The organism is Stenotrophomonas sp. YJH_SMC_110 (assembly GCF_059369255.1).
Genome location: NZ_JCAFSM010000002.1, coordinates 262319 through 284855, shown reverse-complemented (window position 1 = coordinate 284855; position 22537 = coordinate 262319). Strand labels below are relative to the sequence as shown.

Below are 22537 nucleotides of genomic sequence, written 5' to 3'. Positions count from 1 at the left end.
CTCACTGGCTGTGGGGGCGGCGAGATACTTCTGGGGACACGCCCCTGAGTCAGGGGCTGCCGCGAAGCGGCGGGGTCTGGAGACCCGTGAAGCGGGGCCCATGATCTGCCGAAGCAGATCATGGGAGCGCCAGCGCGAATGTGCTGGCGCGTACCCGGCCAGCGGCCGGCACTACCGCAAGGTCGGCCTATGGCCGGAACCTTACTTGACGCGTGCGGAGTATTCGCCCGAACGGGTGTCGACGCGGATCACTTCGTCCTGGTTGACGAACAGCGGCACGCGGACCACGGCGCCGGTTTCCAGGGTGGCCGGCTTGCCGCCGCCGCCCGAGGTGTCGCCACGGACGCCCGGATCGGTTTCGGTGATCTTCAGTTCGACGAAGTTCGGCGGCTGCACGAAGATCGGCTCACCGTTCCACAGGGTGACCACGCAGGACTCTTCGCCCTTCAGCCACTTTTCGGCGCCGCCCATGCCGGCCTTGGTGGCCTGGACCTGCTCGAAGGATTCCGGGTCCATGAAGTGCCAGTACTCACCGTCGCTGTACATGAAGTTCATGTCGGTATCGACGACGTCGGCTGCATCCAGCGAGTCGGTCGACTTCATGGTCACTTCCTGGGTACGGCCGTCCTTGATCAGGCGGTACTTCACGCGGGTGAAGGCCTGGCCCTTGCCCGGCTTGACGTATTCGGTGTCGATGATGACGGCCGGTTGGTTGTTGACCAGGATCTTCATCCCGTTCTTGACGTCGTTCATGCCGTAGCTGGCCATGCGTAAACTCCTGAGTGGCAAAAACGCCGCGGGTGCGGCGAGCCGTTAGAATGGAAAGCCCACCGGGTGCCGGTGGGCGACTGTTTTTCTGCCCCCATGATAACCGCAGGCCCCCTCTCCATGCAGCTTTCCGCCTTCCCCCGGCCCCAGTCGCCAGGCGCGCCCGCGCGCTGGCAGCAGCTCTGGCGCCAGGCGCTGCGCGACCCGCACGCCCTGCTGGCCCGGCTGCAGCTGGACCCGGCCGCGCTGGGTGTCTCGGAGGCGGCCATTGCCCAGTTCGCGCTGCGCGTGCCGGAGGGCTTCGTGGCGCGCATGCGCGTGGGCGACGCGGCCGACCCGCTGCTGCGCCAGGTGCTGCCCGTCGACGAGGAAATGCGCCCGGCACCCGGGTTCAGTTTCGATGCGGTGGGTGATGGTGCCGCCAGGAAGGCCACCGGCGTCATCCAGAAGTACCGTGGACGCGCCCTGCTGGTCGCCACCGGCAGTTGCGCGATCAACTGCCGCTACTGCTTCCGCCGCCACTTCGACTATGCCGCGGAAAACGCCGCCAAGGGCGGCTGGCAGGAGGCCGTAGCGGCCATCGCGGCCGACCCGGACATCGACGAGGTCATCCTGTCCGGCGGCGACCCGCTGTCACTGGCCACGCACAAGCTGGCCGAGCTGACCGATGCGCTGCGCGCGATCCCGCACATCCGCCGCCTGCGCATCCATACCCGGCTGCCGATCGTGCTGCCGGAGCGCGTGGACGAGGAGCTGCTGGCCTGGCTGGGCAGCCTGCCGTGGCCGCTGGCGATCGTGGTCCACGCCAACCATGCCAATGAGTTCGACGCCAGCGTGGACGCTGCGATGAGCCGCCTGCGCGGCGTCGGCGCCCAGCTGCTGAACCAGGCCGTCCTGCTGCGCGGGGTCAACGACAGCGTGCAGGCCCTGCAGGACCTGAGCGAGCGCAGCTTCGCCGCCGGCGTGCTGCCCTATTACCTGCACCAACTGGACCGGGTCGAGGGCGTGGCCCACTTCGAAGTGGACGACAGCCAGGCCAAGGCGCTGATTGCCGGCCTGACCGCACGCCTGTCCGGCTACCTGATCCCCAAGCTGGTGCGCGAACTGCCCGGCGACCCGAGCAAGCGCCCGCTGTAATTCCGCAGGGGGTCAGATCCCTTTTTCCTGCGGAAAAGGGATCTGACCCCGACACAACAACCGTCGGTCAGAGACCCGATTCGATCATCCGCACCACTTCGGTGGCGGTCACCGGGTGGCTCAGCCAGTAGCCCTGGCCAAGATCGCAGCCGCGCTGCACCAGCAGTTCGAACTGCGCCTGCTGCTCGATGCCTTCGGCCACCACCGTGATGCCCAGCGCGTGGGCCATGGCGATGATGGCCGTGGTCAGTGCCAGATCGTCGGGATCGCGCTGCATGTCGGCCACGAAACTCTTGTCGATCTTCACGCCGTCCACCGGCACCTGGCGCAGGTGGCTGAGACCGGAGAAGCCCGTTCCGAAATCATCCAGCCAGACCTTCACGCCGGTGCGGTGCAGCTTGTCCAGCAGCTGCGCGGCAACCATCTCGTCGCCGATCACTGCGGTTTCGGTCAGCTCCAGGTGCAGGCGCGAGGCCGGTAGCCCGGACTCATGCAGGCACTGTGCAACCAGCGCCGGCAGCTCGCCGCCGCGCAGCTGCCGCGGTGATACGTTCACCGACACGAACAGATCGTCGCCGCCCGCACCCCGTGGCCACTGCGAGGCTTCCATGCAGGCCGCACGCAGCACCTTCGGGCCGATGATCTCGATCAGCCCGCTCTGCTCGGCCACTTCGATGAACACCGACGGCGGAATCGTACCCAGGGTCGGATGCTGCCAGCGCAGCAGCACTTCGACGCCGACCATGCGGCGGTCGCGCATGCGGAAGATCGGCTGGTAGGCCAGGCGCAGCTCGCCGCGCTCCCAGGCCCCGCGCAGTTCCTGCTCCATGTGCACGCGGCGCTCGACCGCATGGTCCATCGCCCGGCTGTAATGGCGGTAGCAGTTCTTGCCGGCCATCTTCGCCTGGTACATGGCGATGTCGCCGTTCTTCAGCAGCGTGGTCGCATCGGCGGCATCGTCCGGGAACAGGGTCACGCCGATCGAGGTCCCCAGGAACAGCTCCCTGCCCTGTACCACCAGCGGCTTGCCCAGTTCGCGCACCAGCACCTCGGCCAGCAGCCGGGCGTTCGCGGCCACGTCGCCATCGCCGACCAGGATCACGAACTCGTCGCCGCCGAAGCGGGCCAGCAGCGCCTCATCGCCTCCCGCTTCGGCAACCGCGCGCCCGATGCGCTGTGCGAACTGCAACAGCGCTTCGTCACCGGCCTCATGGCCAAGGGTATCGTTGACGCGCTTGAAGTCGTCGATATCGGCGAACAGCAGGCCCAGCCGATGATTGGATGCGCGCGCCGCCATCAGGCGATGGTCCAGTGCTTCCCGGAACGCCAGCCGGTTGGTCAACCCGGTCAGCGCATCGGTATAGGCCATGCGCCGCACCTCGCGGTCATGGCGGGCGATGGAATCGCGCATCCGGGCAAAGCCGCGCACCAGCTCGCCGACCTCGTCATTGCGGGTGTTCTCGGCCAGCGGCGCCTGGTAGTCGCCAGCCTCGATGCGGCGTGCCGCAGCGGCCAGGTCCCGGATCGGCGCCACCAGGGTGCGCTGCACGTACAGGATCACCACCACGCCGATCACCACCAGCAGGCCCAGCATCAGCAGCAGCCAGCCCAGGTGGCGGCTGCCGACCTGCTGCAGGCGCTCGCCGAGCGTGGCATTGGCTGCCTGTTCGCGCTGCTGCACCTCGTCCAGCGCCATGCCGACGCGGACGCCGCCGATGCGCTGGTTGCCGACCATGATCGGCATGGTGTTGTCGAGCACCTTGGGCGATTCCTGCACCACCAGCGCCTGCGCCACCGCGGCCTTGGGAGCGAGCGGGTCGGCCATCGGCTGGCCGAAGCCGGACACCTCGATCGAGCCGTCATGCACCAGCCGGCCACGGTCGTCGAACACCAGCACATAGCGCACGACCGGCTGCCGTGCGGTGCTGCGCACCAGCGCACCGACCTGGTCCAGGTCGCGGTAGTACAACGGGTTGGCCAGCGCGTCGGACAGCTCGCGCGCCATCGCTTCGCCGCGGCTGCGCACGCTGCGGTCGAACAGTTCATGGATGACGCCACCACTGAGGTTGCGCACCTCGCCCTGCATCGCCGCCTGCCGCCCCAGCAACACTGCCAGGATCGCCACCACCACGACCATCGCCCCGCCCATCGCGAGCAGGAACCGGGCCTGCATTCCCGAGCCGAGCCACTTCATTCCACTTCCATCCGCACGCGCGTCAATCCTTGTTTCAATTCATCCAGCCGCTGCTGCGCATGCGCATCGACGCGGTGGAAACCGGAAGTACCGAAAAACCGATGCAACGCCCCCTGCGCCTGCGGGTCACTGGCCGCCTGCAGCAGGACGTCCTGCAGCCGGTCACGCACCCGCGGGTCGAGGTCGGCGCGCACCATCTCCACCGCCCGCGGGTAGGGCCTGGTGCGCAGCAGCTCGCGGAAGTCGCGCCGGAATGCCGCCGGCATCCGTCGCTCGTCGTTCCAGTCCACGCTGCTCACCGCCCCCACGTCAACCACGCCCTTGTGCACGAACGTAGCGATGTTCAACTCGCTGCGCGCGAACACATACCCCACACTGTCCCGGCCCGGCATGTCCCATACGCCGGCCAGGATCTGCGGCGCCAGCCCCTCCTGCAGCAGCGTCATCACCGGCACCAGGTAGGCACTGGTGGACGACGTGTTCTGCAACGCCAGGCGATGCCCACGCATATCCTGGATGCGCTGGACCGGACTGTCGCGGCGCACGAAGAACACGGTCTGGTACTCACGCACACCATTGCGCTCGGTCAGCAACAACGGCCGCGCGCCACTGCGCTGGCCGAGTGCCATTGCCGTACCCGACGTTTCCGTGACCCAGTCGACCCGCCCCCGCCGCAGATAGCTGGCCATCTGCTGCGGGTCGCGCGCCATCAGGATCCGCCCCTCCTTGATGCCGACGTCATGCATGCGTGCCACCACATAGTCCAGCAACGGCTGCAGCTGCTCGTAATGGGCCTTGGGATCATCGCTGATCCGGCCCAGCACCAGCACCGGGTCCGGTGCTGCATGCACCGTCCCGGCCAGCAGGATCATGACCAGGCTCAGCAGTCCCCTCTGCACTGCCCTTCGCAGACCCGACACAGGCTTCATCCCCCCTGGGTATCCGGACAGACTACCCGAAAAAATGAGAACGTCGTCAGCTGTCCTTGTTGCCCGCTTGTGCCAGTCGCGCCATGCGCTGGGTGTCGGCCAGGATGCCGCGCAACAGGCGCACTTCCTGCTCGCTCGGCTCGCTGCGCAGGAACAGGCGGCGCAGCTTGCGCATCGCTGATTCCGGTGCGCGGCCCTTGTGGAAATCGATCTCGTCCAAGGTGTCGCCGAGCTGGGCGAAGAAGCTCTCCATCTGCTCATGGCTGGCGGCCTGTTCGCGGAAACCCGGCTCGGCGTCGGCGGCCGGCTGCGCGCCCAGCAGCTGCATGCGCGTTTCATAGGCCAGCACCTGCACCGCAGCTGCCAGGTTGAGCGAGCTGAACGCCGGGTCGGATGGAATATGCACCGCCGCATGGCAGAGCTGCAGTTCCTCGTTGGTCAGCCCGGTGCGCTCGCGACCGAACACCAGCGCCACCTCGGCGCCCTCGCCCGCCTTGGCCACCGCACGGGCGGCGGCATCGGCCGGCAGGTACTCCTCCAGCTGGACGCGGCGGGCACGGGCGGTGCAGCCCAGCACCAGTCGGCAATCGGCCACGGCCTCGGCCAGGGTGGCCACCACCGGGGCGTCCCCCAGCACGTCTTCGGCACCGGCCGAGCGGCGGAAAGCCTCCTCGTCCAGCGGTTTTTCGGGGGCGACCAGCACCAGGCGGGCCAGGCCCATGGTCTTCAGGGCACGGGCGGCAGCGCCCATGTTGCCGGGGTGCTGGGTACCGACCAGGACGAATCGGAGGCGGGTGGCGGCGGGAAACTGGGACATGAACAGGGAAAAGGTCGAGCTGGACGATGACCAATGGTAAACTGTGCGGCCGGCCACTGCGCCGGACCCGCTCTTTTCCCCCGCCAGTCCATCTCTTCTGCCTTTCCGGGAGCCCACGCCATGCAGAAACCCGCCGTCACCGTCATGGTCAAGGCCGCCCGCCTCGCCGGCAACGTCCTGTTGCGCAACATCAACAAGCTCGAGGCACTGAACGTGGTGCAGAAGGGCCGGATGGACTACGCCAGCGAAGTGGATGCGGACGCGGAAAAGGTCATCGTCAAGGAACTCAAGCGCGCTTACCCGGACTACGGCATCTTCGGCGAAGAAGGTGGCGTGCAGGGCGAGCGCCGCCAGATGTGGGTCATCGACCCGCTGGACGGCACCAGCAATTACCTGCGCGGCGTGCCGCACTACTGCGTGTCGATCGCCCTGGTCGAGAATGGCGAACCGACCGATGCGGTCATCTTCGACCCGCTGCGCAATGAACTGTTCACCGCAAGCCGTGGCGCTGGCGCCGTGCTGAACGACCGCCGCATCCGCGTGGCCGATCGCAAGGACCTGGAAGGCACGATGATCCACACCGGCTTCGCACCGCGCGAGCGCAGCCGTGCCAGCGCCCAGCTGAAGGCGGTTGACGCCCTGCTGGTGCACGGCGAGGACATCCGCCGCACCGGTTCGGCCGCACTGGACCTGGCCTACGTGGCCTGCGGCCGCGCCGACGCCTACTTCGAAGCCGGCGTGAAGGCGTGGGACATCGCCGCCGGCCTGCTGCTGGTCCGCGAGGCGGGTGGCAAGGTCTGCGACTTCAAGGGCGCGACCCTGGGCCGCATGGACAACCGTGGCCCGGAGACCCACCAGATCGTGGCCGGCAACCTGAAGGTGGCCGAGTCGCTGCAGAAGGTGCTGGTCAACACCGGCTATGCGGCGGAGTTCGACGCGAAGTTCTGAGGTTTCGCGTAATGCGGTTCATGGAGACGGCACCTGCGAGGGTGCCGTTTTCGTTTGCGCGCACGGAGAGTCGTTTCCGCGACCGCGGAGGGGTATCACTTTCTTTGCGCGCAAAGAAAGTAACCAAAGAAACGCTCCGCCGGCCGCGAGCCGTCGCTACGCGAAGGTTCCCTGCGCTTCTCGGAGAATCAGGGGACGGCGCCGAACTCGCTGCGCTCAGACACCGGCGCCTCTTCGCCCCTGATTCCCCTGCGATGCTCGGCTCGCTCAAGGCGGGCTGGAAGGTCAAGATCAAGAACAACAGCATCCACGCGTCGCGAAGATGTACTGGGTGCAGCTGTGGCATTTGACCTTGGGTCCGCCTTGAGCGAGCCGAGCACCGCAGGTCCGGCGAGGGCGAAGAGGTGCGGGTGTCTGAGCGCAGCGAGTTCCCGCACCGTCCCTCGACGGGCCGAGGAGCGCAGGGTACCGGCGTGCGCAGCACGTCGGCTCGCGCCCCGGCGGCGTGTTTCTTTGGTTACTTTCTTTGCACGAGCAAAGAAAGTGGCACCTCCCCGCAGGCGCGGAAACGATCCGCCGGGCACGATCCGGCATCAGCAATGCATCGCGCAAACAAAAACGCCCGGCGCGGGGCCAGGCGTTCCTGCACTACCGTGGAGCGGTGGCTTACGCCGCCGTCGACGCCCGCAGCGCGGCGATGCGCTCTTCCAGCGGCGGGTGGCTCATGAACAGCTTCTTGGCCGTCGAACCGGAAATGCCGAAGGCGGCAATCTGGGTCGGCAGCGTGCTCTGGCCGTGGTTGAGCTGCAGGCGCTCCAGCGCGGCGATCATCTTCTGGCGGCCCGCCAGCGAGGCACCACCCGCATCGGCACGGAACTCGCGATGGCGCGAGAACCACATCGAGATCATCGTGGCGAACAGGCCGAACACCATCTCCAGCACGAACACGATGATGTAGTAGGCGAAGCCGCGGCCGCCGCCTTCGCGGTTGCCCGACAGCGCGCTGTCGATGATGCCGCCGACCACGCGGGCCAGCACGATCACGAAGGTGTTCAACACGCCCTGCAGCAGTGCCATGGTGATCATGTCACCGTTGGCGACGTGGGCGATCTCGTGGCCCAGCACCGCTTCGGCCTCGTCTTCACTCATGTTGTGCAGCAGGCCGGTGGACACCGCCACCAGCGCGTTGTTGCGGTTGGCACCGGTGGCGAAGGCATTGATCTCCGGGCCGTCATAGACCGCCACCTCGGGCATGCCGATGCCGGCCGCCTTGGCCTGCCGCTCGACGGTGGCCAGCAGCCAGCGCTCGGTCTGGTTGCGCGGCTCGGTGATCACCACCGCACCGGTGGAGCGCTTGGCCATCCACTTGGACAGCAGCAGCGAGATGAAGGAGCCACCGAAGCCGAAGATCGCGGCCATGACCAGCAGGCCACTCATCTGGCTCGGATTGACCCCCAGCAACGACATCACGATGCTGGCGAGGATCAGGACCGCGAAGTTGGTCGCCAGGAACAGGGCAATGCGGGTAAACATGGGAAAATCCGGCTCGGAAGGGGTCGATACCAGTCAATTTGCGGTGTGGTCAGCTTGAATTCAAGCGCCAACCTGACCGACGATTCAGCCAGCATGACCTCCCCCATTTCCTGCGGCCGCTTCGCGCCCTCGCCGACCGGCCTGCTCCACCCCGGATCCCTGCTTGCCGCCTTCGGCAGCTGGCTGCTCGCCCGCCATCACGGCGGCCTGTGGCGGCTGCGCATTGAAGACGTCGATCCGCCGCGCACGGTGCCTGGCGCCGCGGAGGCACAACTGCAGGCGCTGGCCGCCTTCGGCCTCACCCATGACGGCCCGGTCCTGTGGCAGAGCGCGCGCGGCGAGGCCTACCAGGCCGCGCTCGACGTGCTGCTGGCCAGCGATCTGGCCTTTGTCTGCCACTGCAGCCGCAGCGAACTGGCCGCCAGCGGCGGCATCCACCACCGCTGCGTTGCGCGACAGCCACGACCGGACCCTGCCGTCCGCTTCCGCGTGCCACGCGGCAGCATCGTGCACTTCAATGATGGCCTGCGCGGGCCGCAGCACCAGGACGTGCATGCCGAGGTTGGCGACTTCGTGCTGCGCCGTGCAGATGGCTGCTGGGCCTACCAGTTGGCCGTGGTGGTCGATGACGCCGAACAGGGCGTGACCGAAGTGGTGCGCGGCGCCGACCTGCTCGATTCCACCGCGCGGCAGATCCTGCTGCAGCAGGCGCTGGGCCTGGCCGTGCCACGCTACTGGCACCTGCCGCTGCTGCTCGATGCACCGGGGCACAAACTGTCCAAGTCGCTGGCGTCGCTGCCGGTGGACAGCACGCGGCCGGTGCCGGTATTGCGCGCGCTCTGGCAGCTGCTGGGCCAGGCGCCTGCCGCACTGGACGGCGCCGATGAGCGGGATGCGCTGCTGGAGGCTGCGCAACGGGCGTTCGACCCGGCGCGGCTGCCGCGGACCGACATCCTGTTGCCGGCCGGCGCACTTTCCGCGCCGATGTTGCAGAATCCCCCTTCCCCCACCTGATACCCGGACAGCACTCCATGACATCTCGCGTCGCACTGGTCACCGGCGGAACCGGCGGCATCGGTACCGCCATCTGCCAACGCCTGGCCGACCAGGGCCACCGGGTCGCCACCAACTACCGCGACGAGGCCAAGGCCCGCGCCTGGCAGCAGGCGATGACCGAGCGCGGCTACCACGTGGCGATCTTCCCGGGCGATGTCTCCGATCCGGACAGCGCCGAAGCACTCGTGCGCGCCGTCGAGGCCGAGCTGGGCCCGGTCGAGATCCTGGTCAACAACGCCGGCATCACCCGTGACACCACCTTCCACCGCATGCGCGCGGACCAGTGGCACGATGTGATCAACACCAATCTCAACTCGGTGTTCAACGTCACCCGGCCGGTCATCGAGGGCATGCGCCGCCGCGGCTGGGGCCGGGTCATCCAGATCAGCTCGATCAACGGCCTGAAGGGCCAGTACGGCCAGGCCAACTACGCTGCGGCCAAGGCCGGCATGCACGGCTTCACCATCTCGCTGGCCCGCGAGAACGCCGGCTTCGGCATCACTGTCAACACCATTTCGCCCGGCTACGTCGCCACCGACATGGTGATGGCGGTTCCGGAGGACGTGCGCGCCAAGATCATCGCCGACATCCCGACCGGACGCCTCGGCAAGCCGGAAGAAATCGCCTATGGCGTGTCCTTCCTGGTGGCCGAGGAAGCCTCGTGGATCACCGGCAGCAACCTGGACATCAACGGCGGACACCACATGGGCTGGTGAGCCGCGCAGGGCGCGCCGCGGCATGCACCGGCGGCCCCTGCCGATGGTCATGCTGCGCAGCACGCAAACCCTTGTTGCGCAACATGATCGCCCCTGAAAGCCAAGCCTGGCGGGGGCTGGGGCGGTTGCAACCGCTGCTGCACTGCGCCATGCTGCGCGTCTACTGTGACGAGTACCGCTTCATGGCTGCGACCCGCATCATCAAGAAGTATCCGAACCGCCGTCTCTACGACACCGAGATCTCCAGCTACATCACCATCGAGGACGTGCGCCAGCTGATCCTGGACGGTGAAGACTTCGAAGTCCGCGACGCCAAGAGCGGCGACGACCTCACTCGATCGGTCCTGCTGCAGATCATCGCCGACCAGGAACAGGACGGCGAGCCGATGCTGTCCACCCAGCTGCTGAGCCAGCTGATCCGCTTCTACGGCGATTCCCTGCAGGGCTTCATGGGCAACTATCTGGAGCGCAGCATGCAGGTCTTCCTCGACCAGCAGCAGCAGTTCCGCCAGCAGATGGGCAACCTGCTGGGCCAGACCCCGTGGGCGATGATGAACCAGCTGACCGAGCGCAACCTGGAGTTGTGGCAGGAATTCCAGCGCAGCATGGGCAGCGGTTTCGGTGGCCCGCGCCCCGGCGGTACCGGAACGGGAACCGGCACCGGCAACAAGCCCGGCGAACCGGGCACCGGCACCGGCGGCAAGACCCGCCGCTGAACGGCAGCTACGGCTGATACGAAAACGGCGCGCCCCTGGCGCGCCGTTCTGTTTGGCATCGCGCCAACGATGCGTCAGCGTTTCGCCTTGCACCCCGTGCACACGCGCTCGACCTTGTAGCCCTTGGCCTTCAGCTTCTCGACCACGCCATCACTGCCCAGCAGGTGCAGCGTGCCGACCACCACCAGCGTACCGCCCTGCCCGGCCTGCAGGTACGGCTGCAGCTTCGGCACCCAGGCATCGTTGCGCCCGGTGTTGATGCGCTGGTACAGCTGCGGATACTGCTGGCGCATCTCCGCCGCCATCTTGGTCCACAGCAGGCGCTCGTCGCCGCGACGCCATGCATCATGCAGCAGCCGCGCCTGCTCATCGGCCTTGCCGGCCTGGTCCAGCGCTTCGGCCAGCATCTGCCGCTGCTCCTGCACCGTCATCCCGTCAAGCATGCCGATCTGGGTATCGATGTCCTCCAGGCCCGCCGTCTTGCGGCCGGTCTTCTGCGCACGCTCCATGAAGTGGCGGTCCAGGCCCAGCGCCGGGTCCAGGCCCAGTTTCTGCATCTGCCCGACCGAAATGCTCAGGCCGACAAACCAGGCCTTCATGCCCTGCATCTGCGCCAGCGGCAGCTGGTTCTGGGCAGCAAAGGCCTGCAGCTTCTGCCAGGTCGGCGCATCCAGATCACGCTTCAGCTCGCTGCCATCGGTGCGGGTCGCGGCCTGCACCATGCGGCTGGCCAGCTGCGGCGACTGCATGTCTTCCGGCGACAGCTCGAACACCACCCGCTGCGAGGCCTCGAACGCCTGCTCGACATCGGGCGACAGCGGGTAGTCCTGCGGCTTCAGCAGGTGGAACGACCCCAGCAGGTACACGCGTGCATCGCCCGGGCCGGTGACTTTCCACAACAGCGGTACGGGCGGCTTGGCCGCCGCCGCGGTCGCGGCCGCAGCCGTGGTGCCCGGCGCATCGCGGGCAGTGGCCAGGGGTGCCATCGCGCACGCCGCCATCAGCAGCGCGGCACGGAACAGGTGTTTGATCGGCATGGTCAGCCTTCTCCTTCAGGCAGGTGGTACGCCTTCTCGCCCGCTTCCACGTGCAGGTCCAGCCGGTTTTCCGGTGGCGCCAGCGGACAGGTGGCGTAGGCGGTGAACGCGCACGGCGGGTTGTAGGCATGGTTGAAATCGATGCGCACGGTGCCGTCTGCGGCGGGCGCATCGGTATCCAGGTAGCGACCGGCCGGATAGCTGCCGCGGCCGCTGGTGCGGTCGGCGAAGATCAGGAACAGCGGCTGCCCGGGCGCACCGATCGCTTCCAGCCGCCAGCTGCGACCATCGCGTTCGAACTCGACCGCGCCGGCATTGGGCATCTCGGTGGTCAGGCCGGTGATGTCGACGATCGGCAGGGTCTTGCCCGGCGGGTGCGCGATGAAGCGCGCCTGCACCTGCCAGTCCACGCCGCCCGGCCAGTACTGCAGGCCGGCAAACTCACGCCGCGCAGGCGCATCGGCATGCTTGACCCGCAGCGCGTCCCGCGGCCCCCGGCGGATGATGCTGAGCTGGCCCTTGCCGCCATCGAAGGCCAGCAGCGTCGGTTGCGCGTCCTTGTCGGTGTCAACGCGGATGCGGCCGCGCACCGGCAGGCCATCATGACTGACATCGACACCGGCTTCAGGCGTGAACCACCACTGCGTCCCTTCGCGACGCAGCAGGCCCAGCTTGTCCGGGCCAACCGTCAGGCGGATGCCGTTGGTAGCGCCGCTGCCAACGAAATGCGATTTGTTCTGCAGCCAGTGCAGGCCCACCAGCGCCGTCCAGCCATCGGGCCGGGTCAGGTCCTGGTAGCGCGCTACACGCCATTGTTGCTGCGCGGCCGCGTAGGCCGGATCTTCAGCGGCCGTCGGCACCGGCGGTGTTGCCGGGCTGCAGGCGGCCAACACCACGGCGGCCAGCAGGCCCGCCATTCCCCGATAACGCATCGATGCTCCCCTCAACGTCCGCGCAGGAACCAGCGGTCGATCTCCGCCAGCGAAAAACGGGCCCAGGTCGGTCGGCCGTGGTTGCACTGGCCGGACCGTTCGGTGATTTCCATGTCGCGCAGCAGCGCGTTCATTTCCGGCAGGGTCAAGCGCCGGTTGGCACGCACCGCGCCGTGGCAGGCCATGGTCGAAAGCAGTTCGTCGCGTGCACTGGCCACGCGGCGGCTCTGGCCATGCTCGCGCAGGTCGGTCAGCACGTCGCGCAGCAGCCCTTCCGGTTCGGCATGCGCCAACAATGCCGGAATACTGCGCACGTGCAGCGAACCGGGGCCGGCACGGGTCACCTCGAAGCCGAGCGCCGCCAGGGTTTCAGCTTCGCTCTCGGCGGTGTCGGCCTCGCGCTCGCCCACTGCCAGCGTGATCGGCACCAGCAACGGCTGCGACTGCAGGCCGATGCCATCGTGCGCGTTCTTCAGGCGCTCGTAGCCGATGCGTTCGTGGGCCGCATGCATGTCGACCACGATCAGGCCTTCGGCGTTCTCGGCCAGGATGTAGATGCCATGCAGCTGCGCGATCGCATAGCCCAGCGGCGGCACGCCTGCGTCGGCACTGGTGACCGGCAGTCCGTTCTCGGTCGGCATCGGCGGCAGCGCAGCACCGCGCTCGGCGCCGGCCGGTGCGGCATACAGCGCGGCATAGGCAGCCGGTGCATCGGCCACCTGCAGGCCCAGCGGCTGCTGCGGGCGCCATCCGGAGAATCCGCCACCACCACCTCCCGAGCCGGCACCCGGCGCGGGCCCACGCACCAGCCCGAATCCCGACGCGCCTGCGCTCGATGCCATCGGCATGGCCGTGGCATCCACCGGCTGCGCAGCACCGGCACCGATCTCCTGCGCCGACATGCCGGCGCGGGTATCGGCCAGCGCATCCTTCAGCGTGCGGTAGACGAAATCATGGACCAGCCGCGAATCACGGAAGCGCACTTCGTGCTTGGCAGGGTGCACGTTGACGTCGACGCGGGTCGGATCCAGTTCCAGGAACAGCACATAGGCCGGCTGGCGGCCGTGGTACAGCACATCGCCGTAGGCCATCTTCACTGCGTGGGCGACGCTGCGGTCACGCACCGAGCGACCGTTGACGTACAGGTACTGCTGGTCGGCGCTCGCGCGCGAATAATGCGGCTGCGCGATCCAGCCATGCAGGCGCAGTCCGGCACCGCTGTGGTCCACGCGCACGGCCTGGTTGGCGAAATCCTCGCCCAGCGTTTCGGCAAGGCGTGTATCGGAATACAGATCGCCCGGCTTGTAACGACGCGAGGCCTTGCCGTTGTGCGACACGCGCAGCTCGACATCCGGCCGTGCCAGCGCCAGCGAACGCAGCCACTCTTCGATATGGCCCAGTTCGGTGCGCTCGGCGCGCAGGAACTTGCGCCGCGCCGGCACGTTGTAGAACAGCTCGCGCACTTCCACCGTGGTGCCCGGCGCGTGCGCGCGCGGGGTCACCTCGCCGATCTTGCCGCCTTCGATCTGCAACGCCGAACCGTGCTCGTCATGCGCGCGGCGCGAGGCCAGGGTGAAGCGGCTGACCGAGGCGATCGAAGGCAGCGCTTCACCGCGGAACCCCAGCGTTGCCACCGATTCCAGATCGTCCAGGTCGGCGATCTTGCTGGTGGCGTGGCGCGATACCGCCAGCGGCAGCTGCTCCGGTGCGATGCCGCTGCCATTGTCACGGATGCGGATCAGGCGCACACCGCCCTCTTCCAGATCGATGTCGACGCGGCTGGCGCCGGCATCGATCGCGTTCTCGACCAGTTCCTTGACCACCGACGCGGGCCGTTCGACCACTTCGCCAGCGGCGATCTGGTTGATGAGGATCTCCGGCAACGGCCGGATCGGGCGCGGACCGGGCGCGCTCATGGGAGGTGATGGGCAGCAGACTTCATGGGTCGATGATAGCGGAGCTGCCGAGGATAGAGTCGAGCCATGCTCGACTGCGGGCTACCGACAAGGCCCAGTCGAGCGCGGCTCGACTCTACGGAAAGCAGCAACCCGCCTTCGGCGGCTTACTTGCTGCCGCCGGCCATGGTGCCGGCCGCGTCGATCTCGGCCTGGGCGCGGGCCGCATACAACGTCCCCGGCGGCGGCTGGCGGCTGAAGAAGGTGTGCACGCCGTCCAGCACGGCGCCAGCGATCTTGCGCTGGTACGCCGGGTCCATCAGGCGGCGTTCTTCATCCGGATTGGAGATGAACGCGGTTTCCACCAGCATCGCCGGCATGTCCGAGGTGCGCAGCACCGCGAAGTTGGCGCGCTCGATGTTCGGCTTGTGGTTGTTGCCGATCCGCTTCAGGCCGCCCAGCACGTGGCCGGCCGCGTCTTCGGACGCCTTCATGTAGCCGCTCTGCGCCAGGTCCAGCAGCACGTTGGCCAGGGTGCCTTCGGTCTGCTGCAGGCGCACGCCACCGACCAGGTCGGCCGCGTTTTCCTTGTCCGCCAGCCAGCGGGCGCGCTGCGAAGAGGCGCCCTTGGTCGACAGCACGTAGACCGATGAGCCCGTGGCCGAGCGGTTTTCGGCCGCGTCGGCATGGATCGAGATGAAGATGTCCGCCTTGTTCGCACGCGCCTTCTGCGCACGCATCGGCAGCGGAATGAACACGTCGCTGTCGCGCGTCAGGTAGGCCTTCAGGCCCGGCGTGGCGTTGACCTGGCGGGCCAGCTCGCGCGCCACTGCCAGAGTGACATCCTTCTCGCGCTTGCCGGTCGGGCCGATCGCACCCGGGTCCTGGCCGCCGTGTCCGGGATCGATCGCCACCACCAAGTGGCGCATGCCGGCCTGCATGCGGATACGCGACGCATCGCTGGGCATGACAGGACGCGGCGGTTCCACCGGCGTCGGTGCCGGTGTAGGCACGGTGGCCGGCGGCGTGGTCACCACCGCTGCGGTGCGCTGGCCGGCGAGGATCGCGGCCGGCGAGGACGACGGCGTGCTGCTGGCGGTGACACCGGCCGCAGCAACCTGGGCCGGCGCGGTGGTCGGTGCCGGGGTCGGCGTGGCCGGTGCGGCGGCAGTGGCGCTGGCCTGCTGCTGTACCTGTGCGGTCAGCAGGGCCGTGGCACGCGCGGCATCGGTGCGCGACTGCGCGCTCTCGGCCGGAGTCGGTACAGGTGCAGCTCCCGCCGCGGGCGCCTGCGGCTGCACGGCTGGCGTCGCCGCCGGGCGGCTGCTGGCCAAGGCCGGGCCATCGCCCGGCCATTCGATCACCAGCTTGGATTCATTGCCCTCGCGCTGCATCTGCGGGCGGAACGGCGCCACCGATTCGGCGAGGTCGAAAACGACGCGGAACGTGCCCGGGACCGGCTGCCCGGTACGCACCGCCGTGACCACGCCCTGCGCGGCCGGCATCTTCAGGTTGCGTATGGCGCTGGAGTCGGGGAAATCGACCACCAGGCGGTTCGGGCCGGCCAGCGACAGGGTTTTGTAGCCGCCACTGCCGACCAGCGAGATCTCGGCACGGGTGCCGGTAGCGCCGGTGTTCAGCAGGACCTGTCGGACTTCACCCGCCCACGTACTGACGCTCGCCAGACCCAGTCCGACGGCGGCACAGATGGCGATGAGACGGTTCCCCGGGCGCATGGCTCAGGATTCAATCACCGCGCTGAACGGAATGCAACACTTTTTTCCTTAATAATCCGTAACCTGCCGGTCTTTGTTCTCGTCAGCCGACAGAAATGGCCTGCAAGTCGCCCCCTTGCGGCAACCGTTCCAGCCATTCATGTCCTACGTCGCTGGCCCCAGTGAGACGGACGCGTCGTCCCTGCCCGTCGATCTCCAGCGCCACCACCAGGTCGGTCGGCGGCAGCGCGCCGGCGCCCCGTTCCGGCCATTCGACCAGCCACAGCACCGCGCTGCCCTCGTCCAGGCCGAGGAAATCCAGCTCACCGGCCTGGCCGATGCGATACAGGTCCAGGTGCCACGCCTCGCCGCCACTGGCCAGCGGATAGCGCTCGACCAGGGTGTAGGTGGGGCTGCGGATCGCGCCCTGCACGCCCAGCGCGCGCAGCAGCGCGCGGGCCGTGGTGGACTTGCCGGCACCCAGGTCGCCGCGCAGTTCGATCAGCGCCTGCGGCGGCCGGGTGGCCGCCAGCCACTGCCCGAGCAGTTCGGTGGCGTCGCTGTCGGCAAGGAAGAATTCGGTCATGGGGAGAGGTCCGGGTTGGCCAGTCGCCGCAGCGGCGCCAGCAGATCAGTAGGAAGCAGGCCGCGCGCGCCATCGGCGGCAGCTGCATCGCCCGCCAGCGCATGCAGCAGCGCGCCCGCGGCCGCGGCATCGAAGGCCGCAAGGCCCTGCGCACGCAGGCTGGCGATGATGCCGGTGAGCAGGTCGCCCATGCCTCCCACGGCCATCCCTGGGTTACCGGCAGCGATCAACCGGGGCGTTTGCCCAGGCGCTGCCACGATGCTGCCAGCGCCCTTCAGCACCACCACGGCATGGAAGCGCTCGGCCAGCATGTGCGCACAGGTGTAGCGGTCGGCCTGGATTTCAGCCGTGCTGCAGCCGAGCAGGCGCGCGGCCTCGCCCGGGTGCGGTGTGAGAATGGCATCGGGCAACGCGCGCGGATCCTGCGCCAGCAGGTTCAGGGCATCGGCATCGACCACCAATGGCTTGTTGCTGGCCAGCACCCGCGCAAACAAGGCGCGTGCCCATTCGTCCTGGCCCAGACCGGGCCCGATCGCCACCACCTTCGCCTTGTCCAGCAGCGCCGGCAGCACATCGCCATCTTCCAGTGCATGGGTCATGGCCTCGGGCAACCGGGCCAGCAGTGGACCGACGTGGTCGCGGCGGGTGCCCAGGCTCAACAGCCCCGCACCCGCGCGCAAGGCGGCTTCGGCCGCCATCGCGATGGCACCGCCGCTGCCATGGTTGCCGCCGACGCACAGCACGTGCCCGGATTCGCCCTTGTGGGTATTGGCGCGGCGCGGTGGCAACAGGGCCCGCAACCTCACCTGCGTCCAGTGCTCCGCAGCGGGCACCACGCCTTGCCAGGCCGCCGCGGGCAACAGCAGGGGCGCCAGGACCTTGTGCCCGCAATGATCCAGCGCATCGCCGGAATACAGCCCGCGATGCGCCACGATGAACTGCAGGGTCAGTGCAGCGCGCACTGCTACGCCCGGCACCGCCCCACGGTCGGCATCGACGCCACTGGGAACATCCAGCGCCAGCACCGGCGCAGTCTGCGCGTTGAGCGCGGTAATCAACGCCTGCGCCGTACCCTCCGGCGCGCGATCAAAGCCCAGCCCGAACAGGGCATCGACCCAGACGTCGGCCTCGGGCAGCATGCCGTCGAAATCGGTGATGGTGCCGCCGCCGGACCTGAATTCAGATGCTGCACGCTGTGCCAGCGCGGTCGAGGGCGGCCTGCCCGGCAGGGCGATCACTGTCACCTCGCGCCCGGCCTGCAGCGCGTGACGGGCCAGCACCTGGCCATCGCCCCCATTGTTGCCAGCGCCGACCACCACGCCGATCCGCCGCGCCTGGGGCCAATGCTGCAGCAGGCACTGCCAGGCGGCCTGGCCGGCCTGCGCCATCAGGCCCCAGCCGCCGTCGGCGGCCAACGCCGAGGCCTGCGCATCAAGCGCACGCGCGGCAGCGGAATCGAACAGATCGGCAAGGTTGGCCATGCAGGGATTTTATACTGGTGCACATGTCCCCCGCCCCCACCCCTGTCGATCCGGTCCAGGCCGTGCAGCGCATCCGCGAACTGGCGCGTGCGCATGGCTTCCAGCGCTGCGGCATCGCTGGTATCGAACTGGGCGAGGATGAAGCGCACCTGGCCGACTGGCTGGGCCAGGGCCTGTACGGCACGATGGACTGGATGGCGCGCCACGGCACCTTGCGCGCGCGACCGGCCGAGCTGCTGCCCGGCACCGTGCGCGTGATTTCAGTGGGCATGGACTACAGCCACAAGGACGACACCGAAGCCTGGGCGACCCTGGCCGACCCGGGCCGCGCCTACGTGGCGCGCTACGCGCTGGGCCGCGACTATCACAAGCTGATGCGCAACCGCCTGCAGAAGCTGGCGACGCAGATCAACGATGAAGTAGCGCCACTGGGCTACCGCGTGTTCGTCGATTCCGCCCCCGTGCTGGAACGCGCACTGGCGCGCAACGCCGGCCTCGGCTGGATCGGAAAGCACACGTGCCTGATCGACCGCCATGGCGGTTCATGGTTCTTCATCGGCGAGATCTACATCGACATCCCGTTGCCGATCGACACGCCGGCCACGGCGCACTGCGGCACCTGCACGCGTTGCATCGATGTCTGCCCGACCCAGGCCATCACCGGCCCGCAGCGGCTGGACGCGCGGCGCTGCATTTCCTACCTCACCATCGAGCACGACGGCGCCATTCCCGAAGACATGCGTCCGTTGATCGGCAACCGCATCTACGGCTGCGACGACTGCCAGCTGGTCTGCCCCTGGAACAAGTTCGCCAAGCGCACCGACGAAGCCGATTTCCGCGCGCGCAACAACCTCGATACCGCGCGCCTGGACCAGCTGTTCGCCTGGGACGAGGCCGAGTTCCTGCGCCGCACCGAGGGCAGCCCGATCCGCCGCAGCGGGCACGAGCGCTGGCTGCGCAACATCGCCGTGGCACTGGGCAACGCACCGTCCTCGGCCGAAGCATTGGCCGCGTTGCAGACCCGCGTCGATGATCCCTCGCCGCTGGTGCGTGAACACGTGCAGTGGGCGCTGGGCCAGCACACGGCGCGCTGACGTGCGATCCTGAGCCCCCGCTCCACCCGCAGCACGCCGTTCCCATGCAGCCACGCAACAACGACATTTTCACCCCCAGCCAGCTCAACACCCTGGCCCGCGACCTGCTGGAAGGCAGTTTCCCGGCGATCTGGGTCGAGGCCGAACTGGGCAGCGTGGCGCGTCCTGCCTCCGGTCACCTGTATTTCACCCTGAAGGACGCGCGTGCGCAGCTGCGCGCCGCAATGTTCCGGATGAAGGCGCAGTACCTGAAGTTCGTGCCGCGCGAAGGCATGCGCGTGCTGGTGCGCGGCAAGGTGACCCTGTACGACGCCCGTGGCGAGTACCAGATGGTGCTGGACCACATGGAGGAGGCGGGCGAAGGCGCACTGCGCCGCGCCTTCGAGGAACTGAAGGCACGGCTGGAGGCCGAGGGCCTGTTCGACCCGGCGCGCAAACGGCCACTGCCGGCGCATGTACAACGTCTGGCAGTGATCACCTCGCCGACCGGCGCCGCCGTGCGCGATGTGCTGAGCGTGCTCGGCCGCCGTTTCCCGCTGCTGGAAGTCGACCTGCTGCCGACCCTGGTGCAGGGCAGCAGCGCCGCCGCGCAGATCACCCGCCTGCTGCAGGCGGCCGATGCCAGTGGTCGCTACGACGTGATCCTGCTGACCCGCGGCGGCGGTTCGCTGGAAGACCTGTGGGCCTTCAATGACGAAGCCCTGGCCCGTGCGATCGCCGCCAGCCACACCCCAGTGGTTTCGGCGGTCGGCCACGAAACCGACTTCAGCCTCAGCGACTTCGCCGCCGACCTGCGTGCGCCGACGCCTTCGGTGGCAGCTGAACTGCTGGTACCCGACCAGCGCGAACTGGCCCTGCGCCTGCGCCGCACGGCCGCGCGCATGGTGCAGCTGCAACGGCATGCGATGCAGCAGGCGATGCAGCGCGCCGACCGCGCCCTGTTGCGCCTGAACGCCCAGAGCCCGCAGGCGCGGCTGGACTTGTTGCGCCGACGCCAGCTGGATCTGGGCCGGCGCCTGCATGCGGCGTTCAACCAGCAGCAGGAGCGTCGCGCCGCGCGCCTGCGTCATGCGGCGGCAGTGCTGCGCGGGCACCATCCGCAGCGCCAGCTCGATGCGATGCAGCGCCGTCTGGCTGCCCTGCGCGGGCGGCCGCAGGCCGCGATGCAGCGCCTGCTGGAGCGCGATGCACTGCGACTGCGCGGACTGGCGCGTTCACTTGAAGCAGTCAGCCCGCTGGCGACCGTGGCGCGTGGCTACAGCATCCTGACCCGCAGCGATGACGGTACGCTGGTGCGAAAGCTTGATCAGGTACAGTCCGGTGACGCCCTGCAGGCCCGCGTCGGCGACGGCGTGATCGACGTACAGGTCAAGTAAGGGGCGTTCGGCAGGGCTGCGCCCTGCACCTGCGGTAGTGCCGGCCGCTGGCCGGCAACCTCAACAGCAACAGCAAAAGCGGCTCTGGATTGCTGATGGTTTGGTGGGGCGGTGTGGCTGTGCAGGACACGCCGTAAACCCCGCTGCGCGGTCCGGCCCAGCCGCCGGCGGCTGTGCGTTCGGGCGCTTGCGAAGCAGTGCTTCGCAAGCAAAGCGCCCTCACCCTTGGGGGCTCGATGGCGCCAACGGTCCTGCACAGCCACACCGCCCCACCTCTGACAGATTCCGATGACTGTTGGTAGGTGTCGAGCTTGGTCGACACGGTAGATCCACGCCATGCGTGAATGCATCTCTGCCAGATGGCGAATCAATTCGGGGTCAGATCCGATTTCCTACGGAAAACGGATCTGACCCCAAGAGCATTTCCGACAGACCGCAGCAAACTGTCGAAGGCGGGGTGGGTCCGGTTGCGGGAGTGTCCGCGGCATGGATGCCGCGGCCAAGCCCCCATGGAAGGGTTTACGGCGTCTCCCGCAACCGGACCCACCCCGCCATCCCTCAGGAAACCCGCTTCCGCTGTTGCTGCTGCCGGCCAGCGGCCGGCACTACCTACCGCGGGTGCAGGGCTGCAAGCCCTGCCGCCCCTCCCCCTACTTTGCCTGCTCGCAGAACTTCTGCCGGTACTCGAGCGCCTTCGGCATCAGCGCCTGCAGGTTCTGGATGCGGGTACCCGGGTTCGGGTGGGTGGAGGCGAACTCCGGCGGCGCCTGGCCGCCACTGGCCTGGCCCATGCGCTGCCACAGCGGCACCGCCTCGCGGGGATCGAAGCAGGCCGCTGCGGCCAGCATCAGCCCCACTTCATCGGCCTGCGTCTCGTGGCTGCGCGCATAGGGCAGCAGGTAGCCGTAGCCCATCGCCGACATCATCATCTGTTGCTGCTGCGCATCCATGCCGCTGGCGGCACCAGCCATCTGCCCGATCTGGGTCAGCTTCTGCTGCGCCATCCGCTGTGCACCATGGCGTAGAAGCGCATGGGCGATCTCATGGCCCATCACCACCGCCATCGCGTCACGCGTACGCGCCACCGGCACCAGGCCGGTGTAGACCGCCATCTTGCCACCCGGCAGGCAGAACGCATTGGCCTGCTCGGACGGGATCACATTCACTTCCCACTGGAAATCCCGCGCGAAATGCGCCGGCTGCACGCCGTGCTCCTGTGCCAGCGCGGTCTCCACCACGTCCACCTTGGCGATCAGGCGCTGGGCGATGTCGCGCACATCACGCGCGATCGGCGCATTCGGATCCATCGGCCGTTCCTGCGACAGGATCTGCTGGTAGGCCTGCAGCCCGAGCGCGGTCTCCTGGCGCGCATCCAGGCTGCTGTCGATCATCACCTTCTCGCCGGTGTAGGGATCGACCGTGCGATTGGAGAACCAGTAGAACACCGCATAGCCCGCCGCCAGCAGCAGCACCCACCAGCGGATGTTGCCGAACAGGCCGCGCCGCTGCGGGCCTTGCGGCGAGCGGGAAAAGGGATCGTTGCGCATCGGTGTCTTCCAGCAGGCCCCGCCGGCCGGCGGGCACGGCGCAATCTTAGTGCGCGGACG

The 22537-nt window shown here is 68.3% G+C and carries 19 protein-coding genes; 7 read left to right on the top strand and 12 right to left on the bottom strand.

Translation table 11 applies throughout. The annotated features are described in order from the left end of the window. Nucleotides 1-201: 201 nt before the first annotated feature. A complete protein-coding gene (efp, locus tag AC5P6H_RS05960; RefSeq protein ID WP_005410381.1) occupies nt 202-768 on the bottom strand; it encodes an elongation factor P in 567 nt (188 codons plus the stop codon). A 96-nt stretch (nt 769-864) separates the two neighbouring features. Between efp and epmB the strand changes: the two genes are divergently transcribed. After that, on the top strand, nt 865-1905 hold the full coding sequence (gene epmB / locus AC5P6H_RS05955) for an EF-P beta-lysylation protein EpmB (RefSeq protein WP_087948696.1): 1041 nt from the start codon (nt 865-867) through the stop codon (nt 1903-1905). A gap of 67 nt (nt 1906-1972) precedes the next feature. On the opposite strand, the gene AC5P6H_RS05950 is transcribed toward epmB, so the two are convergent. From AC5P6H_RS05950 to AC5P6H_RS05940, 3 genes are all read right to left on the bottom strand, one after another. After that, nucleotides 1973-4099 carry a putative bifunctional diguanylate cyclase/phosphodiesterase gene (locus AC5P6H_RS05950; protein ID WP_346601304.1) on the bottom strand — a complete coding sequence of 709 codons (2127 nt, stop codon included), beginning with the start codon at nt 4097-4099 and terminating at the stop codon, nt 1973-1975. Continuing rightward, nucleotides 4096-4971, bottom strand: coding sequence for a phosphate/phosphite/phosphonate ABC transporter substrate-binding protein (locus tag AC5P6H_RS05945; protein ID WP_346601305.1), 876 nt, complete (start codon nt 4969-4971; stop codon nt 4096-4098). The genes AC5P6H_RS05950 and AC5P6H_RS05945 overlap by 4 nt, the downstream gene beginning before the upstream one ends. 103 nt (nt 4972-5074) lie before the next feature. Beyond that, on the bottom strand, nt 5075-5845 hold the full coding sequence (locus AC5P6H_RS05940) for an RNA methyltransferase (RefSeq protein WP_032956141.1): 771 nt from the start codon (nt 5843-5845) through the stop codon (nt 5075-5077). Nucleotides 5846-5965: 120 nt separating this feature from the next. Here AC5P6H_RS05940 and AC5P6H_RS05935 point away from each other — a divergent pair, with 120 nt between their 5' ends. Further along, nucleotides 5966-6793 (top strand): inositol monophosphatase family protein, encoded by an 828-nt coding sequence (locus tag AC5P6H_RS05935; RefSeq protein WP_005417749.1) that lies wholly within the window; start codon nt 5966-5968, stop codon nt 6791-6793. Nucleotides 6794-7459: 666 nt separating this feature from the next. On the opposite strand, the gene htpX is transcribed toward AC5P6H_RS05935, so the two are convergent. Beyond that, the gene (gene htpX, locus AC5P6H_RS05930) at nt 7460-8326 is read right to left on the bottom strand and encodes a protease HtpX (protein WP_014647806.1); all 867 of its coding nucleotides are present in this window, start codon (nt 8324-8326) and stop codon (nt 7460-7462) included. A 93-nt stretch (nt 8327-8419) separates the two neighbouring features. Between htpX and gluQRS the strand changes: the two genes are divergently transcribed. The 3 genes from gluQRS (at nt 8420) to phaR (ending at nt 10814) form a co-directional block, all read left to right on the top strand. Beyond that, nucleotides 8420-9340, top strand: a complete 921-nt coding sequence (gene gluQRS, locus AC5P6H_RS05925; protein ID WP_111205989.1) for a tRNA glutamyl-Q(34) synthetase GluQRS — start codon at nt 8420-8422, stop codon at nt 9338-9340. Nucleotides 9341-9357: 17 nt separating this feature from the next. Further along, entirely contained in the window at nt 9358-10098 is a 741-nt protein-coding gene (locus tag AC5P6H_RS05920) for a beta-ketoacyl-ACP reductase (RefSeq protein WP_014647808.1), read from the top strand. A 182-nt stretch (nt 10099-10280) separates the two neighbouring features. After that, entirely contained in the window at nt 10281-10814 is a 534-nt protein-coding gene (gene phaR / locus AC5P6H_RS05915; protein ID WP_041864232.1) for a polyhydroxyalkanoate synthesis repressor PhaR, read from the top strand. A gap of 74 nt (nt 10815-10888) precedes the next feature. On the opposite strand, the gene AC5P6H_RS05910 is transcribed toward phaR, so the two are convergent. The 6 genes from AC5P6H_RS05910 to AC5P6H_RS05885 all read right to left on the bottom strand — a co-directional run bounded on the left by AC5P6H_RS05910 (nt 10889) and on the right by AC5P6H_RS05885 (nt 18460). Continuing rightward, the gene (locus AC5P6H_RS05910; protein ID WP_049405938.1) at nt 10889-11851 is read right to left on the bottom strand and encodes a TraB/GumN family protein; all 963 of its coding nucleotides are present in this window, start codon (nt 11849-11851) and stop codon (nt 10889-10891) included. Nucleotides 11852-11853: 2 nt separating this feature from the next. Next, entirely contained in the window at nt 11854-12783 is a 930-nt protein-coding gene (locus AC5P6H_RS05905) for a DUF1684 domain-containing protein (protein WP_495202386.1), read from the bottom strand. 11 nt (nt 12784-12794) lie between these two features. After that, a complete protein-coding gene (gene mutL / locus AC5P6H_RS05900) occupies nt 12795-14699 on the bottom strand; it encodes a DNA mismatch repair endonuclease MutL (RefSeq protein ID WP_049442405.1) in 1905 nt (634 codons plus the stop codon). Nucleotides 14700-14845: 146 nt separating this feature from the next. Beyond that, on the bottom strand, nt 14846-16414 hold the full coding sequence (locus AC5P6H_RS05895; protein WP_241887702.1) for an N-acetylmuramoyl-L-alanine amidase: 1569 nt from the start codon (nt 16412-16414) through the stop codon (nt 14846-14848). 82 nt (nt 16415-16496) lie between these two features. Further along, nucleotides 16497-16979 carry a tRNA (adenosine(37)-N6)-threonylcarbamoyltransferase complex ATPase subunit type 1 TsaE gene (gene tsaE, locus AC5P6H_RS05890; RefSeq protein WP_049442404.1) on the bottom strand — a complete coding sequence of 161 codons (483 nt, stop codon included), beginning with the start codon at nt 16977-16979 and terminating at the stop codon, nt 16497-16499. Next, the gene (locus AC5P6H_RS05885; RefSeq protein ID WP_049442403.1) at nt 16976-18460 is read right to left on the bottom strand and encodes an NAD(P)H-hydrate dehydratase; all 1485 of its coding nucleotides are present in this window, start codon (nt 18458-18460) and stop codon (nt 16976-16978) included. Before AC5P6H_RS05885 ends, tsaE begins: the two co-directional genes overlap by 4 nt. 23 nt (nt 18461-18483) lie before the next feature. On the opposite strand from AC5P6H_RS05885, the gene queG reads away from it, so the two are divergent. Together queG and xseA are read left to right on the top strand one after the other, a co-directional pair. After that, nucleotides 18484-19554, top strand: coding sequence for a tRNA epoxyqueuosine(34) reductase QueG (gene queG / locus AC5P6H_RS05880; RefSeq protein WP_032956157.1), 1071 nt, complete (start codon nt 18484-18486; stop codon nt 19552-19554). Nucleotides 19555-19598: 44 nt separating this feature from the next. Beyond that, entirely contained in the window at nt 19599-20930 is a 1332-nt protein-coding gene (gene xseA, locus AC5P6H_RS05875; protein WP_046431756.1) for an exodeoxyribonuclease VII large subunit, read from the top strand. A gap of 650 nt (nt 20931-21580) precedes the next feature. Here xseA and AC5P6H_RS05870 read toward each other — a convergent pair. Then, the gene (locus AC5P6H_RS05870; protein WP_005417787.1) at nt 21581-22477 is read right to left on the bottom strand and encodes a M48 family metallopeptidase; all 897 of its coding nucleotides are present in this window, start codon (nt 22475-22477) and stop codon (nt 21581-21583) included. Between the last annotated feature and the right edge of the window lie 60 nt (nt 22478-22537).

What these genes read in the sequence shown, in the direction of transcription:
- AC5P6H_RS05870 (WP_005417787.1), bottom strand. Translation starts at nt 22,477, where the DNA reads ATGCGCAACGATCCCTTTTCCCGCTCGCCGCAAGGCCCGCAGCGGCGC.
- gluQRS (WP_111205989.1), top strand. Translation starts at nt 8,420, where the DNA reads ATGACCTCCCCCATTTCCTGCGGCCGCTTCGCGCCCTCGCCGACCGGC.
- xseA (WP_046431756.1), top strand. Translation starts at nt 19,599, where the DNA reads ATGCAGCCACGCAACAACGACATTTTCACCCCCAGCCAGCTCAACACC.
- epmB (WP_087948696.1), top strand. Translation starts at nt 865, where the DNA reads ATGATAACCGCAGGCCCCCTCTCCATGCAGCTTTCCGCCTTCCCCCGG.
- AC5P6H_RS05940 (WP_032956141.1), bottom strand. Translation starts at nt 5,845, where the DNA reads ATGTCCCAGTTTCCCGCCGCCACCCGCCTCCGATTCGTCCTGGTCGGT.
- mutL (WP_049442405.1), bottom strand. Translation starts at nt 14,699, where the DNA reads ATGAGCGCGCCCGGTCCGCGCCCGATCCGGCCGTTGCCGGAGATCCTC.
- AC5P6H_RS05905 (WP_495202386.1), bottom strand. Translation starts at nt 12,783, where the DNA reads ATGCGTTATCGGGGAATGGCGGGCCTGCTGGCCGCCGTGGTGTTGGCC.
- efp (WP_005410381.1), bottom strand. Translation starts at nt 768, where the DNA reads ATGGCCAGCTACGGCATGAACGACGTCAAGAACGGGATGAAGATCCTG.
- queG (WP_032956157.1), top strand. Translation starts at nt 18,484, where the DNA reads ATGTCCCCCGCCCCCACCCCTGTCGATCCGGTCCAGGCCGTGCAGCGC.
- phaR (WP_041864232.1), top strand. Translation starts at nt 10,281, where the DNA reads ATGGCTGCGACCCGCATCATCAAGAAGTATCCGAACCGCCGTCTCTAC.
- AC5P6H_RS05935 (WP_005417749.1), top strand. Translation starts at nt 5,966, where the DNA reads ATGCAGAAACCCGCCGTCACCGTCATGGTCAAGGCCGCCCGCCTCGCC.
- tsaE (WP_049442404.1), bottom strand. Translation starts at nt 16,979, where the DNA reads ATGACCGAATTCTTCCTTGCCGACAGCGACGCCACCGAACTGCTCGGG.
- htpX (WP_014647806.1), bottom strand. Translation starts at nt 8,326, where the DNA reads ATGTTTACCCGCATTGCCCTGTTCCTGGCGACCAACTTCGCGGTCCTG.
- AC5P6H_RS05885 (WP_049442403.1), bottom strand. Translation starts at nt 18,460, where the DNA reads ATGGCCAACCTTGCCGATCTGTTCGATTCCGCTGCCGCGCGTGCGCTT.
- AC5P6H_RS05945 (WP_346601305.1), bottom strand. Translation starts at nt 4,971, where the DNA reads ATGATCCTGCTGGCCGGGACGGTGCATGCAGCACCGGACCCGGTGCTG.
- AC5P6H_RS05895 (WP_241887702.1), bottom strand. Translation starts at nt 16,414, where the DNA reads ATGCGCCCGGGGAACCGTCTCATCGCCATCTGTGCCGCCGTCGGACTG.
- AC5P6H_RS05910 (WP_049405938.1), bottom strand. Translation starts at nt 11,851, where the DNA reads ATGCCGATCAAACACCTGTTCCGTGCCGCGCTGCTGATGGCGGCGTGC.
- AC5P6H_RS05920 (WP_014647808.1), top strand. Translation starts at nt 9,358, where the DNA reads ATGACATCTCGCGTCGCACTGGTCACCGGCGGAACCGGCGGCATCGGT.
- AC5P6H_RS05950 (WP_346601304.1), bottom strand. Translation starts at nt 4,099, where the DNA reads ATGAAGTGGCTCGGCTCGGGAATGCAGGCCCGGTTCCTGCTCGCGATG.